General features: G+C 74.2%; 14 protein-coding genes. 6 read left to right on the forward strand and 8 right to left on the reverse strand.

Annotated features, from left to right (window positions below; genetic code table 11):
- The first annotated feature begins 23 nt into the window (after positions 1-23).
- The 6 genes from AC07B0_RS13370 to AC07B0_RS13395 all read left to right on the forward strand — a co-directional run bounded on the left by AC07B0_RS13370 (position 24) and on the right by AC07B0_RS13395 (position 4,824).
- Positions 24-479, forward strand: coding sequence for a GntR family transcriptional regulator (locus AC07B0_RS13370; protein ID WP_478898087.1), 456 nt, complete (start codon positions 24-26; stop codon positions 477-479).
- A gap of 113 nt (positions 480-592) precedes the next feature.
- Positions 593-1,474: a MetQ/NlpA family ABC transporter substrate-binding protein gene (locus tag AC07B0_RS13375; protein WP_356873219.1), complete on the forward strand. Its 882-nt coding sequence runs from the start codon at positions 593-595 to the stop codon at positions 1,472-1,474.
- The gene (locus AC07B0_RS13380) at positions 1,471-2,487 is read left to right on the forward strand and encodes a methionine ABC transporter ATP-binding protein (RefSeq protein ID WP_469379578.1); all 1,017 of its coding nucleotides are present in this window, start codon (positions 1,471-1,473) and stop codon (positions 2,485-2,487) included. The genes AC07B0_RS13375 and AC07B0_RS13380 overlap by 4 nt, the downstream gene beginning before the upstream one ends.
- A complete protein-coding gene (locus tag AC07B0_RS13385; RefSeq protein ID WP_356873223.1) occupies positions 2,484-3,146 on the forward strand; it encodes a methionine ABC transporter permease in 663 nt (220 codons plus the stop codon). Before AC07B0_RS13380 ends, AC07B0_RS13385 begins: the two co-directional genes overlap by 4 nt.
- A 137-nt stretch (positions 3,147-3,283) precedes the next feature.
- The gene (locus tag AC07B0_RS13390) at positions 3,284-4,069 is read left to right on the forward strand and encodes a 3-hydroxybutyrate dehydrogenase (RefSeq protein ID WP_469379575.1); all 786 of its coding nucleotides are present in this window, start codon (positions 3,284-3,286) and stop codon (positions 4,067-4,069) included.
- A 92-nt stretch (positions 4,070-4,161) separates the two neighbouring features.
- A complete protein-coding gene (locus tag AC07B0_RS13395) occupies positions 4,162-4,824 on the forward strand; it encodes a hypothetical protein (protein WP_467297301.1) in 663 nt (220 codons plus the stop codon).
- A 29-nt stretch (positions 4,825-4,853) separates the two neighbouring features.
- On the opposite strand, the gene AC07B0_RS13400 is transcribed toward AC07B0_RS13395, so the two are convergent.
- The 8 genes from AC07B0_RS13400 to AC07B0_RS13435 form a co-directional block, all read right to left on the reverse strand.
- Positions 4,854-5,723: an ABC transporter permease gene (locus AC07B0_RS13400; protein WP_478898090.1), complete on the reverse strand. Its 870-nt coding sequence runs from the start codon at positions 5,721-5,723 to the stop codon at positions 4,854-4,856.
- Complete coding sequence (locus AC07B0_RS13405; RefSeq protein WP_469379570.1) at positions 5,720-6,511, reverse strand: ABC transporter ATP-binding protein; 792 nt, start codon at positions 6,509-6,511, stop codon at positions 5,720-5,722. The genes AC07B0_RS13400 and AC07B0_RS13405 overlap by 4 nt, the downstream gene beginning before the upstream one ends.
- Positions 6,505-7,269: a PIG-L deacetylase family protein gene (locus tag AC07B0_RS13410; protein WP_478898092.1), complete on the reverse strand. Its 765-nt coding sequence runs from the start codon at positions 7,267-7,269 to the stop codon at positions 6,505-6,507. The genes AC07B0_RS13405 and AC07B0_RS13410 overlap by 7 nt, the downstream gene beginning before the upstream one ends.
- Positions 7,270-7,281: 12 nt before the next feature.
- Entirely contained in the window at positions 7,282-7,950 is a 669-nt protein-coding gene (locus AC07B0_RS13415; protein WP_478864222.1) for a DUF1796 family putative cysteine peptidase, read from the reverse strand.
- Between the two features lie 44 nt (positions 7,951-7,994).
- Positions 7,995-9,515 (reverse strand): glycoside hydrolase family 3 protein, encoded by a 1,521-nt coding sequence (locus AC07B0_RS13420; RefSeq protein ID WP_478898094.1) that lies wholly within the window; start codon positions 9,513-9,515, stop codon positions 7,995-7,997.
- 221 nt (positions 9,516-9,736) lie between these two features.
- Complete coding sequence (locus tag AC07B0_RS13425; protein WP_469379562.1) at positions 9,737-10,897, reverse strand: hypothetical protein; 1,161 nt, start codon at positions 10,895-10,897, stop codon at positions 9,737-9,739.
- A gap of 532 nt (positions 10,898-11,429) precedes the next feature.
- Positions 11,430-11,786: a zinc ribbon domain-containing protein YjdM gene (locus AC07B0_RS13430; protein WP_356873241.1), complete on the reverse strand. Its 357-nt coding sequence runs from the start codon at positions 11,784-11,786 to the stop codon at positions 11,430-11,432.
- Between the two features lie 14 nt (positions 11,787-11,800).
- Positions 11,801-13,567 carry a thiopeptide-type bacteriocin biosynthesis protein gene (locus tag AC07B0_RS13435; protein WP_469379560.1) on the reverse strand — a complete coding sequence of 589 codons (1,767 nt, stop codon included), beginning with the start codon at positions 13,565-13,567 and terminating at the stop codon, positions 11,801-11,803.
- Positions 13,568-13,604 lie beyond the last annotated feature (37 nt).

Here is a 13,604-nt window from a genome sequence, read left to right on the forward strand (position 1 = left end):
GAGGGATCAAGGAGGCGGGCGCCGTGGTCGTGTTCCGCATCGAACGACGCAGCGGTCTGCCCGCCTACCTCCAGATCGTCCACCAGGTGGAGCAGGCGCTCCGCATGGGGGCGTTGGCCGAGGGGGACAAGCTGCCCACCGCGGCGCAGGTCGCCGCCACCACGAAGGTGAACCCCAACACCACCCTCAAGGCGTACCGGGAACTGGAGCGGTCCGGGCTGGTGGAGGTGCGCCAGGGGTCGGGCACCTTCATCACGCGCACGCTGGCCACGTCCCGGACCGCCCCGGAGTCGCCCGTGCGGGCCCGGCTCGGCGAGTGGATGCGCGAGGCGCGGGAGCACGGACTGACCGCGCAGGAGGTGACGAGCCTGTTCGACACCGTCCTGGGCGAGCAGTACCCGGCGGGGGTCATGAGACCCGCGCACACCCCGGCCGTCCCAGCCACCCCACCCCCACCCCCACCCCCACCCACCACCTGAGATTCATTGCAGGATCGTGAATACGATCTTTCAAACCAAGTCTTTTCCGGGATCCATGCCTACCGTTCGTAGGTACCTCGCTTGACGCGTTTCGTCTACCACTGGATCCCACGATGCTTGCTGTATCTCCGCGCCGCCGTACCGCGCTCGCCCTCGCGACCTCCGCCACCGCCCTCGCGCTCCTCGTCTCCGGCTGCGGGTTCGGCGGCTCCGACGAGCGGCGCATCCGCGTGGGCGTGGCGGGCGACTCCCCCGAGTGGGACGTCCTCGCCAAGGAGGCGAAGAAGGAGGGGCTCACGGTCGAGACCGTCGTCTTCGACGACTACTCGCTGCCCAACAAGGCCCTCAGCGCGGGCGACATCGAGCTCAACGCCTTCCAGCACCTGGTCTTCCTCGCCCAGTCGAACACCGAGAACAAGACCGACATCGCGCCGATCGCCGCGACCACGGTGGTGCCGCTCGGTCTCTACTCCGGCAAGCACAAGCAGCTCGCGGACCTGCCCGACCAGGCCGGGATCGCACTGCCCAACGACCCCGCGAACCAGGGCCGGGCCCTGCGCGTGCTGGAACAGGCGAAGCTCATCGAGCTGAAGAAGGACGCCGGGCTGTTCGCCACCCCTGACGACATCACCTCCAACCCCAAGCACATCAAGCTCACCCCGGTGAACGCCCAGCAGACCCCCCGCACGCTCAAGGACACCGACGCCGCGATCATCAACGACGGGGTCGCCGAACTCGCCGGCATCGACGCCAAGACCGCGCTGTTCAAGGACGATCCCACCAGCCCGCAGGCCGTCCCCTACCTGAACGTGATCGCCGCCCGCGCGGACCAGAAGGACAACGCGGACTACGAGAAGATCGTGAAGCTGTACGCGTCGAAGGCCGTGCAGGACGAGGTCCGCCGCACCAGCAACGGCACCGCCCACCACGTCGAACTGCCCGCCGCCGAGCTGCGCGCCGAGCTCGCCCGCGTAGCGAAGCAGCTGGGCCGATGACGGCCGCGGTCGAACTGCGGGACGTCCACAAGGAGTTCCCCGGCGGGGCGCGTGCCGTCGACGGGGTGAGCCTGTCCGTCGCGGCGGGCAGCGTCTTCGGGGTCGTCGGGCACAGCGGCGCGGGCAAGTCCACCCTCCTGCGCCTGGTCAACGGCCTGGAGGAGCCGACCTCGGGCAGCGTCCTCGTCGACGGCCAGGACCTCGCCGCGCTCGGCGAGCGCGCGTTGCGTCCGATCCGCCGCGAGATCGGCATGATCTTCCAGCAGTTCAACCTCTTCCGCTCCCGCACCGTCCTCGGCAACGTCCTCTACCCGCTGCGCCTGGCCGGGATGGACCGCGCGTCCGCCCGGGCGCGCGCCGAGGAGACCCTGGACTTCGTCGGCCTCTCCGGGCACGGCAAGCGTTACCCCGAGCAGCTGTCCGGCGGACAGCGCCAGCGCGTCGGCATCGCCCGCGCGCTGGCCACCCGCCCGAAGGTGCTGCTGTGCGACGAGGCCACCTCGGCCCTCGATCCGCAGACCACCCAGGAGGTCCTGGCCCTGCTGCGCCGGGTCAACCGCGAACTGGGCGTCACCATCGTCCTGATCACCCACGAGATGGAGGTCGTCCGTTCCCTGTGCGACCGGGTCGCCGTCATGGAGGACGGCCGGGTCGTGGAGAGCGGCGAGGTCTACGAGGTGTTCGCGCGGCCGCGCCACCGCACCACGGCCGCCTTCGTGCGCTCGGCGCTGCACAGCGAACCCGACGGCCCGCTCCTCGACCGGCTGCGCGCCCGCCATCCGGGACGGCTGGTCACGCTCCCGGTCGTCGACGGGGCCCCGGTGACGGACGGGCTCTCGCCGCTGCTGCGCGAGCACGGCGTGGACTTCACGTTCGTCCACGGAGGCGTCGGCGAGGTCCGCGGCAGGCCCCTCGGCAGCGTGACCATCGAACTGCGGGGCGAGGCGCGGGCCGTCGAGGCCGTGGCCGCCGGACTCGGCGCGGGCGCCGGCCGGGAGGTGGGTGCCGCGTGAAGGCGGACTGGAGCACCTTCTGGCCCAAGGTCGTCGAGGCGACCGGCGAGACCGTCTACATGGTGCTGATCACGCTCGCGCTCTCCACCGTCGGCGGGCTCGTGGTGGGGCTGTCCCTCTACGCCACCCGCAAGGGCGGCATCCTGCCGAACCGGATCGTGCACGCGGTCCTGGGCACGTTCATCAACGTCATCCGGCCGGTGCCGTTCATCATCGCGATCGTGGCCCTGGCCCCCGTCACCCGGGCCGTGGTCGGCACCATGATCGGCACCGATGCCGCGATCTTCCCGATGACGATCGTGGCCACCTTCGGGATCGCGCGGATCGTCGAGTCGAACCTGCTCTCCGTCGAACCGGGCGTCATCGAGGCGGCCCGCTCGATGGGGGCCGGACCGCTGCGCATCCTGCTCACGGTGCTCGTCCCCGAGGCCCTGGGGCCGCTCGTCCTCGGCCTGACCTTCATGCTCGTCGCGCTCATCGACTTCTCGGCGGTGGCCGGGACGGTCGGCGGCGGAGGCGTCGGAAACCTCGCCATGACCTACGGCTACCTGCGCTTCGACACCTCCGTCATGGTGGTGACGGTGCTGGTCCTCATCATCCTGGTGCAGTCCGCCCAGTTCCTCGGCAACCGCGTGTCGCGCAGGATCCTCCGGCGCTGACCGGCCGCCGCCCCGCCCCGGCCACCATCGGCTCCCCCCTTCCGGGGGGCCGGTGGTGGCCGCCGCCACGTCCGGGGCCCGGAGTGTGGGGGCGGCGCACATCGGCAGGGCCCGGCGCACGTCCTTAACGTTCGGTCATGACGAGCGGATTCGGTGGAACGGTGCCCGGGCTCCCGGCCGGCGGGCTGGGCGGGCGTACGGCCATGGTGACGGGCGGCGGGAGCGGCATCGGGCGGGCCTGCGCCGTGGCGCTGGCCGCCGCGGGGGCCATCGTCCACGTCGTGGACGTCGACGCGGGGGCCGCCGCGCACGTGGCGGAGCTCGTGGGCGGGCGGGCCCATCCGGCGGACCTCGCGGATCCGGCCGCGATCGCGGCCCTGCCCGCCGATCTCGACATCCTGGTCAACAACGCCGGACTCCAACACGTCGCGGCCATAGAGGACTTCCCGCCCGAGCGGTTCGAGCTGCTCCAGAAGGTGATGGTCACCGCGCCCTTCCTGCTGCTGCGCCGGACCCTCCCCCACATGTACGCGCGGGGCTGGGGCCGGGTGGTCAACGTCTCCAGCGTGCACGGCCTGAGGGCCAGCGCCTTCAAGTCCGGCTACGTGACGGCCAAGCACGCGCTGGAAGGGCTCAGCAAGGTCACCGCCCTGGAAGGTGCGCCGCACGGCGTGACGAGCAACTGCGTGAACCCCGGCTACGTGCGCACCCCGCTCGTCGAACGGCAGATCGCCGCCCAGGCGGAGGCACACGGCCTCCCGCCCGAACGGGTCGTCGGCGAGGTGCTGCTGCGGGGTTCCGCGATCAAGCGGCTGATCGAACCCGAGGAGGTCGCGGCCGTCGCGCTGTGGCTCTGCGGCCCGCACACCGGGCACGTCACGGGCGCCTCCCTGCCCATGGACGGCGGCTGGACCGCCGCTTGACGGACCGTGCATATGCCTTCGGCCAACTTCCCCACTCCGCCCACCCACCCAAATCCTTAGGTTAGGCTGCCCTAATCACATGGGGGTACGGGATGACGGAGAACGCATCACACCAGGCCCGACAGGACCAGTGGGCCGACCGGATACTGGCATGGCTGACCTCGCAGGAGGAGATCGACAGGTCGCTGCGCGACGCACTGCGCCGCACGCCCAGCCAGCGCGAGGAGACCATCGCGCACATGGCGGAAGCCGTACGGGGAGCGGCGCAGGGACTGACCATCCCGGGGTGCGCCGCCGCCGCGGGCATACCCGAGCACATGCTCCGCGACTGGCTGGCTCTCGACGCCAGTTTCGCCGAGGCGATCCGGGCCGGACAGGCCCTCGCCTCGGCGCACGGCCTCGGACCCGGCGCGGCGCCGACTCCGGCCGCCCTCCAGCTGGTCCTCAACGCGATCCGCAAGGGCGCGACGTGGCCGGCGGCGGCGGGCCTGGTCGGGATCTCGGTGCGCCGGTTCAACCGTCTGCGGGCCGAGGCGCCACCCGTCGCGGCCCTGATCGCGGCGGCGCAACGGGCCCGGTCGCCGAAGAGGCACGGCACCGGCCCGCGGCGCCGGACCACGGAGGGCCGGGCGCGCCGGGCGGGGTACCGGCTGGTGCTCCTGGACGACCCGCTCCTGTCGTCCGGCCGCCCGCAGTGCCCGGACCGGACGGCGCCGGAGCCGGAGGGCGGGGGGCCCGGCGGCGGGAGGGGCTAGCGCTGTGGCCTTTCCGGTCACGGCACTGGTCAGGAGTACCGCGTCACCAGGCCCCGTCTGCGGAAGGAGCGCATCATGCGGTTCAGCGCGTAGAGGCTGAGCAGCATCAGGACGAGGGTCCCGGCGGCGGCGGTGCCCAGCTCCCGCCACGGCACGGCCCCGCCTGCGGTCAGGGCCCGCCCGGCGGCGAACACGTGCGTGGTGGGCAGGACTTGGGCGAGGGGACGCAGGGCGGCCGGGAGCGTGGAGACCGGGTAGAAGACGCCCGACAGCGGCATCACCACGGACAGGGCGCCCCAGACCAGGGCTTCGGCCCCGCTGCCGTAGCGCAGCACCAGGCCCACCACCAGGAGGGCCACCGACCAGCCGCAGGCGAGCAGCAGGGCCGCCACCGGGATCAGGCCGAGGCCGAGTGCCGTGACGTCGAAGGCGTAGGCGGCGAAGGCGAGTGCGGCGACCGCGGCCGTACTCGCCGCGGTGCGCAGGAGGGCGAACAGGCCGACGCCCGCGAGGTACTCCCACTCCCGCATGGGGGTGGCCAGCAGGCCGAGGAGGTTCCGTGACCAGGTCTCCTCCAGGAAGCCGGTCGCGAGCGAGATCTGCGTCTGGTGGACCAGGTGCCACAGCACGGTGCCGCTGAGCAGGTACACGGCCACCGTGGTCGCGGCCCCCGGATCGGTGCCCGCCGCCTCGGCGGCGAACAGGCCGATGGACCCGTAGAGCAGGGTGTCGACGAGGGGCCAGACCAGTACGTCGAAGAAGCGGTGCGGGCTGCGCTTGAGCACCAGCCAGTGGCGGCGGGCGACGGCGCGCACCCGGTGCGCGGAGGCGACGGCCGGGGAACGCAGCGCGGGAGGGCGGTCGCCGTCCGCGGCGAGGGGGCTGACGGGGATCCTCATCGGGCGGACGCCCTTTCGCGGTCGCGTTCTTCGGCCAGGTGCAGGAAGACGCCCTCCAGGTCGGCCCTGCCGAAGCGGTGCGCCACTTCGGCGGGTGTCCCGTCCGCGGCGATCCGGCCGCCGTGGAGGAACATCACGCGCTCGCACAGCCGCTCCACTTCCACCATGTCGTGGCTGGTGACCAGCAGGGCGGTGCCCTGTTCCGCCGAGAGGGACAGCAGGGCCGTGCGCACGCGCAGCGCGATGTCCGGGTCGAGGGAGGCGGTGGGTTCGTCCAGGACCATCAGGCGGGGTTCGTGCAGGGCGGCCTTGGCGATGCCGACCAGGGTGCGCTGGCCGCTGGACAGTTCGGTGCCGATGGCGACGGCGAGGTGCTCGATGCCGAACCGGGACAGGACCCGCTCCACGGCGGCGCCGGGGGCGCGCAGCCCGTACAGGTCCGCGTAGAGCCGCAGGTACTCGCGGACGCGGACCCGGTCGGGCAGGGGGAGGTAGCCCGCGACGAAGCCGACACCCTGCATGGCCCTTGCCCGTTCGGCGTGCACCGTCCGGCCGAGGATCTCGACCCGGCCCGCGTCGGGTTCGACGGCGCCGAGGCACATGAGGAGGGTGGTGGTCTTTCCCGCGCCGTTGGGGCCGAGCAGGCCCAGGCGCTCTCCCGCGCGGACGGTGAAGCCGACGCCGTCGACGGCCCGGCCGCGCCGGTACTCCTTGACCAGGCCGCTCGCCTCCAGCACGACGGGGCGCCGGTCCGCACCGGGAGCGCCGGGGCCGTCCGGGGTCAGCACGGCGGGTCCAACGGCGTCTCCAGGGGCGACAGTTCCCAGACCACTTCGGCCCGCAGGGGTCCGGTGCGGGCGAGGAAGGCGCCGTGGTCGGGGACGAGGGCGGCCAGCTGGGAGGCGTAGCACAGGACGGCCTCGTGTTTGGCCCGCCACTGTTCGTCCGTCAGGACCAGGGCGTGACGGACGGTGGTGCGGTGGCTCGTCAGCAGCTCCTGGTACGCGAGTCCGCACCTCGGGCTCCGCGCCAGGGCGGCGCTCGCCCCGTCACTGCCCCATTCGGGCAGGTGCCCGGTGTAGGGGAGGTCGGCGTAGACCCACGGTGCGGGGGCGCCGAGCGCGGCGAGCACCTTCATGGCGCGCGTCCGGACGCCCGCGTGGTCGGGCTGGTTGCTGCCGAGCGGGGCGAGGATCCGGGTGCCGGGGGCGAGGCCCTCCAGGAAGGCGTCGAGGAGGTCGGGTTCCCCGCCGTCGCCGTACGGCCCGTCGGGATGGCCGAGGACGACCTGTTCGACGCCGAGGAGGGCGCAGGCCCGGGCGTCCTCGGCGCGGCGGGTGCGGTGGGCCTCGGCGGCGGTGGAGAACCCGCAGGTGCCGTCCCACCACGAGACCGGCGCTCCGGGCGCCGGGGCGCCGCCGAAGACGGTGACGACGGCGACGGGTGCGGGCAGTGCGGGCAGCAGTCCGGCGAGGGACAGGACGGCGTCGTCGAAGTGCGGGGAGAGGACGACGGTGCGCCAGCGGGGCGGTTCGGGGGCGGGCATGGTTCCTCCGGGTCAGGTGCGGACGTCGGGGCGGATGACGGAGGCGGCGGCGGGAGCGGCGGGGACGGCGGGGCGGATGACGGCGCCCAGGGCGGCGAAGGCGGCGTCCCACTGGGCGTCGTCGCCCTGCCAGCGGCCGGGGCGCGCCGCGACGGTGCCCCAGCGGACGCCGGGCGGGAGGGCGGCCGTGTCGCCGGGCGGCGTGCGGCGCAGCCACAGCAGGGCGAAGCGGTGGCCGGGGTGGCGGTCGCGGAGCAGGGCGTGCAGACGGGCCAGGTCGGCGGCTTCGCGTTCGTCGAAGGCGTCGTGGTGGACGTACAGCACGCGGGTGGGCGAGGCGGTCAGCCGGCGCCACCGCTCCGCGAGGTGCTCGAACTTGGCGCGTACGGCGGGGAACTGGTCGGCGATGTCGTCGGCCGTCAGGGGTCCGCCGTCGGGGGTGTGGAAGTCGTGGAAGAAGCGGATCCGTGAGCCCGTGTCGAGTGCGCAGGTGCCGTTGCCGAAGGGTTCGGTCAGGCCGGGGCGCAGGACTTCGCGGAAGTCGGTCGCGAGGGTGTCGTACACGGAGTCGAAGTCGAGGTCGAGCCAGTCGAAGAAGTGGGCCCGTTCGTCGCCGGTGATCCGCCGGATCTGGTGGGTCGATTCGCAGTGGTAGCCGAGGCCGACGCAGACGTCGTACACCTGGTCCTCCGGGGTGGCAGGGGGATGGGGGTGGCCGGGACGGTTCAGGCGCGCAGGGGGCCGGTGCAGGTCCGGCCGGTGAGGAGTTCGGCGGCCGCGACCGCGTTGACCAGGCCGGCCCCGCGGGTGAGGACGAGCCGGCCGCCGGGTTCCGGGGTCTGCGGGCCGAGGCCCATCTCGACGGTGACGAGGTCGGGCCTGCGGGCGCGCAGGGCGTCGAGGGCGGCCCGCTGCCAGGGGTCGAGGGCGGCGCCGCGTACGGCGACGGCGACGGGGCCGGTGTCGGGCAAGGGGACGTTCCGTGGATCGGTGCCCTGTTCCACGTCGGTGTCGGAGGCCAGTGCGTCGAGGAGCTTCAGGGCCGGGGCGAGTCCCCAAGGGGCCGTTCCGACGGCCATGTTGGCGCCGGTGACGAGCCGTACGGAGTGCACCGGCTCGCCGGGGGCCACGGGCGGCAGACCGGCCGAGGCGAGGGCGCGGCGGGCGGCGGCGAGCCCGATGCCGGACCCGTTCGCGGAGCCGGCCGCGGAACCGGCCGGGGCCGTGGTGAGCGGGCCGGGGTGCGGGGCCGTAGTCGGCGCCGCCCAGGCGCGGAGTGCGGCGACCCGGGCGGCGGCCTCCTCCAGCCGTTCGAGGGTGAGTTCGCCGGTGCGCAGGGCGTGCTCCACCGCCCGGTGGACCTCGGGGAGGAGCAGCTCGCCGTCGGTGGCGCCGAGCAGGACGAGGTCGACGCCCGCGGACCAGGCGAGGACGGCCGCGCCGCCGAAGCCCCAGCGGTCCCTGACGGGGGCCATCTCCATGGCGTCGCTGATCACCACGCCCTCGTGGCCGAGTTCCTCGCGGAGCAGGCCGGTGACGATCCGGTGGCTCAGGGTGGCGGGCAGGTCGGAGAGGTGCGGGAGCCGGATGTGGCCGGTCATGACCGCCTTGGCGCCGGCGGCGATGCCCCCGGCGAAGGGGGGCAGGTCGAGTGCGCGGAGGGCGTCGAGGTCGCGGTGGATGTCGGGCAGCGCCGTGTGCGAGTCCGTCACGGTGTCGCCGTGTCCGGGGAAGTGCTTCAGGGTGGCGGCGACTCCGTGCTCCTGGAGGCCCTGGACGAAGGCGCGGGTGTGGCGGGCGACCGGGCCGGGCCGGGAGCCGAAGGAGCGGACGCCGATGATCGGGTTGTCGGGGCGGGAGTTGACGTCGGCGCAGGGGCCCAGGCAGAGGTTGATCCCGGCAGCGCGCAGGTCGGCGCCGACGGCCAGGGCTACGCGGCGGGTCAGTTCGGGGTCGTCGACGCTGCCGAGGGCGTGGTTGCCGGGGTAGACGCTGCCGCGGTGGTAGTCGAGCCGGGTGACGTCACCCCCTTCCTCGTCCAGGGCGATCAGGGCGTCGGGCCGTACCGCGCGGATCGGATCGACGATGTCCTCGCGCAGGCCGCGCCCGGTGGAGCGGAGGTTGGTGCCGAACAGGCCTACTCCGGCGAGCCCTTCGTCCAGGGCGCGCAGGATCCAGCCGGGTGGTGTCCGGCCGTCGTAGGCGGGCAGCAGGCAGGCGTTGACCAGGGTCGTGGCAGTGCTCACGGGCGTTCAACCTTCGGGAACGGGACGGAGGAAGGAGACGGGTGCGGAGGGGCGCCGCCACCGGCTCGGAACGGGCGTGGGGGGTACGGCGGAAGCGGTACGGGGCGGGGCGGGGCACGGCGGCGGTGGTGTGCAGGGGCCGCACCTACCGGAGCGTCGTACGGAGGCCGTCGTACGGAGGCCGTCGGGCCGAGGGGGCCGCGGTCAGGGCCCGGGCGGGGTCAGCGGGCGGCGGTGCGGCGCAGCAGGACGCCGGTGCTCCCGCGCTTGCTGAGGTAGGCGCGGCCGCCGCAGACTGCTTCGAGCGCGGGACGGACGAGGACCGTTTCCCCGGCGTTCTCCCAGTGCGGGGCGGTCTCCAGCCAGGGGACGAGGCGGGTGGCGATCGCCTCGGGTTCGAGGGCGACGAAGACCAGGCCGGTCGGCAGGGTGTCGAGCAGGTCGAGGTCCTGGCCGTAGTAGAGCATCTCGATCAGCAGGTACGCGGGTCCGGGCAGGCGGGGCCGGGCGGCCAGCTCCTCGAGTCCGTCGGGGTGGACGCGGCCCGTGTCGCCGAGGCGTGCGGCCAGGCGTCGGCGGAAGAGGGGGTTGGGTTCGGTGGCCTCGACGGTGAAGCCCTTGTCGCGGAGCCGGACGGTGAGCGCGCCCTCGCAGGCGCCGACCTCGGTCAGCGGTCCGTCCGCGGGGGCCAGCCGGCCGGCGATCCAGGCGGTCGTCGCGTCCAGCCGTTCCTGCTCGTAGGGGGAGCTCGCGAACTCCCACGGGTCCTCCACCGTGGCGGCTCCGTCGTCGAGGCTGGACAACAGGGCGAAGAGTCCGTCGCGTTCGGCGGGCCCGGCCTCGAAGTACCGCTCGGTGGCCGGGACTCGGGCGGTGTACAGCATCTGTTCCGGTGAACGGGTGGACAGGAGGTGGGCGCAGTGCCGGTTGACGAAGTCGAGTTTGGCGGCGGTCTGGGCGGCGTCGAGCGGACGGTCCAGGTCGCTGATGAACTGGAGGTAGGGCGAGTAGCCCACGGCGTGCCGGACGGGGAGGCCCTCGGTCTCCGCCGCGCGGGCGGCGTCGCGGCCGAGTACGCCCCGGCTCCGGCGGTTGTCGGCGGGCGAGTGGGTCCACAGCCGCGCGGGCCGGCCGGCCGCCGCCCGGCGGAGCAGGACGGCCAGGGGTTCCGGCCCGGGCGAGGCGGCCGTGTCGTCGACCGGGCGTACGTGGCCCGCCAGCGCGGCGAGCCGCTCGCGCGGGTCCGTGCCCGGGGGAAGGACCAGGTGGGCGCCGGTGTCGCCGGACAGGACGTGGACCTCGGTGCGCCGGGGGTCGGAGAGGACGGAGAGGAAGTCGAGAACCGCGTCTTCGGCTCTGAGTACGGCCACGATGTCGATCACGGACGGGTCCTCCACGAGAGGGGTTTGGCGGAAGGCGGAACGGGACCGCTGCCGGCCGGCGCGAGTTCTGTTAAGAACCCTAACCATCACGGAGTCGGGTGGTCCAGACCAATTTCACGCCGAACGGAGCCCGCTCGACATCCCCTCGAAGGAGCCTCGCCGCACGCTCGGGAACGGCCCGGCACTCGGCCCGGGAAGCGCACCGCTGACCCCTTCGCGCGAACCGGCCGCACGGCCCGCGCACGGCGCGGGACCTCGGCGTTTGCCGCCACGGCGGCGCGGGGTGCGGCGCCCGGCAACCCGGGCCGGGGGCCCGGGCGCGGGCGGAATGGGGGTGTCGGGCGCAGCGCCTGGCGCGCGGGGGTGCGTCGCGGCCGGGCCCACGGCTCCAACCGCACGAATCCAGCCATTTGACCATGCACGATCAAGCTGGCGGGGGTTTCGCCGGGGCACGGGCCACGGACCTCGTACCTGTAACCCCGGCGGAAGGCGAAGGACGAAAGGTGGGACTGGTGGGACTGGTGGGGGGCCGTCAGCCCTTCCTGACCACGCTGGACTTGAGCTGCATGGGGCCGAAGCCCTCGACCTTGCAGTCGATGTCGTGTCCGTCCACGCCCTCGACGAGGCGGATGTTGCGGACCTTCGTGCCGGCCTTGATTCCGGTCGGGCTGCCCTTGACCTTCAGGCCCTTGACGACGGTCACCGTGTCGCCGTCCGCGAGCACGTTGCCGACCGAGTCCTTGATCACGCGCTCGGCCGGCGCCTCGCCCGACTCCGCCGCGGCGGGCGACCACTCGTGGGCGCACTCGGGGCAGACCAGCAGCGCGCCCATCTCGTAGGTGTAGGCGCTGGAGCACTCGGGACAGGGGGGCAAGGAGACGTCGGTCATCGGGGCAGTCTATTTCAGGACGGGTACGCGACCCGTTCCTCCGGGCGGCGCCCGAGCGGCAGGAGGTACTGGAGCGGCTGCGCGAGATCGTCCAGGCCGAGCAGTTCGTGCGCGAGGTCGTCCTGGAAGCCGCCCAGGGTGGTGCCGCCCAGGCCCAGCGCCGAGGCCACCAGCAGGAGGTTCTGGGCCAGGTGGCCGGTCTCCAGCAGGGCCAGGCGCAGCGCGCGCAGGCCGTAGCGGCGGCGCAGCAGACCGAGGTCCGCGTACAGGCCGAGGATGACGGGCACCCCGTCGATGCCGATCCCGGCCGGGTCCGTCGCCGGCCTGGACAGGTACGTCGACAGCGGCTTGATCTCCGCCACCGTCGGCGCGGGGCCGACGTACCGCAGCGTCCTGCGCTCCGGTACGCAGTCGTAGGTGCCCGGCGCCACCCCGGCCACGTCGAGCACGATCAGCCGGACGCGGGCCGTGTAGAGCGCACCCGCGCTGGGATGGGGGCGGTGCACGGCGGTCCGGACGGATCCGTCGGGGAACCGCTCCTCGGAGCGGCCGCTCTCGGACAGGGAGTGCCACAGCAGCGCGCCGAGGGTGCCGGCGTCCACCGGTCCCCCGAGGGCGCCCCGGACGGACGACCGGGCCGCCAGGACCGCGCGCAGCGACGTGTCCGGGAGCGGGTCGGCGGGCAGGGCGGTCTCCGGCCAGGCGCCGGAGGACGGCGCCGGCTGCGGGCCGGCGGGCAGCGGCCGCAGCGCCGTGTCCTCGCCCCGGCCGATCTGGAACTTGCTGCGCTCCAGGTACTGCAGGTCGGGGGCGGTGTGCCCCGGCGGGAAGAAGGTGTGGTCCTCCGACGGGGAGCCGGACGCCGCACGCGGCTCCAGCAGCGTCCGGGCGGCCAGCCGGCACACGGCCCGCTCCTCGTCGGGGGTCACCCCGAGCCGGTTGAAGAGCATGTGGAGCTGCGAGGCCCAGACCCGGGCGGACGCGTCGGGCGACAGCGGCTCCGCACCCCCGGGCGCACGGCCTCCGGCCGCCTCCCCTCCGGCCCCGTCCGCCCCGGCCCGCAGCAGGGCGTCCGCCGCGTGGACGCGGGCCGCCCACCGGCCGGTCCACGGCTGCGCGGTGCCCGCCGCCAGCCGCTCGCGCAGGTCCTCCGCGCGCCGTGCCAGCCCCTCGCGCTGCGCCGCGTACACGGAGTTGACCCGGCTGTGCACGGCCGCGCCCGGCAGCAGCGGCACCTCGCTGACCCACCGCCAGCCCGCCGCGTGCCGCCGCAGCCAGCCGGCCGCGGTGAGCGGGTCCATGCCGAGCCCGTGCGCGGTGGCGTGCGCGAGGTCCGCCGCGTACGTCAGCCGGGCCGCCGGGCCGGCGCCGCGCAGCTCCCGCAGGGCCGCGAGGGCCGTCTGAGTGGAGTCGGCGAAGACCTCCTCGGCGACCGGCAGGGCCCGGGGGCCGCCGTATCGGCCGGTCTCGGGTACGTAGGGCACGGCGCGGACCTCCCCGTGGCGGGACGGCCACGGGCCGGGCACGGCGGGCACCTCCTTCGCCGCCAGGGCCAGGGCGCGGGGCAGTTCCCCGGCGGCGGCCGGGCTCAGGCCGCGCACCCGGATCCGTACGTGGGGGCCGTCCTCCCCGTACCGGATGAAGAACCACCGCTCGGCGTGCCCGGACGCCACCAGGCCGTCGAGGAGCGGGGCGGCGTCACGGAGCAGGAAGGCGTCGGTGTCCTCGGTGGTGGAGTGCAGGAAGAGGTGGTGGCCGTGCCAGGTGCCGGTGGTCGTCACGTGGGTTCCTCGGGTGTGGGTCCGTGGGGCGGGTCGT

The sequence above is a fragment of the Streptomyces sp. NPDC044704 genome (assembly GCF_056433525.1).

What these genes read in the sequence shown, in the direction of transcription:
- AC07B0_RS13375 (WP_356873219.1), top strand. Translation starts at nt 593, where the DNA reads ATGCTTGCTGTATCTCCGCGCCGCCGTACCGCGCTCGCCCTCGCGACC.
- AC07B0_RS13380 (WP_469379578.1), top strand. Translation starts at nt 1,471, where the DNA reads ATGACGGCCGCGGTCGAACTGCGGGACGTCCACAAGGAGTTCCCCGGC.
- AC07B0_RS13390 (WP_469379575.1), top strand. Translation starts at nt 3,284, where the DNA reads ATGACGAGCGGATTCGGTGGAACGGTGCCCGGGCTCCCGGCCGGCGGG.
- AC07B0_RS13395 (WP_467297301.1), top strand. Translation starts at nt 4,162, where the DNA reads ATGACGGAGAACGCATCACACCAGGCCCGACAGGACCAGTGGGCCGAC.
- AC07B0_RS13400 (WP_478898090.1), bottom strand. Translation starts at nt 5,723, where the DNA reads ATGAGGATCCCCGTCAGCCCCCTCGCCGCGGACGGCGACCGCCCTCCC.
- AC07B0_RS13410 (WP_478898092.1), bottom strand. Translation starts at nt 7,269, where the DNA reads ATGCCCGCCCCCGAACCGCCCCGCTGGCGCACCGTCGTCCTCTCCCCG.
- AC07B0_RS13430 (WP_356873241.1), bottom strand. Translation starts at nt 11,786, where the DNA reads ATGACCGACGTCTCCTTGCCCCCCTGTCCCGAGTGCTCCAGCGCCTAC.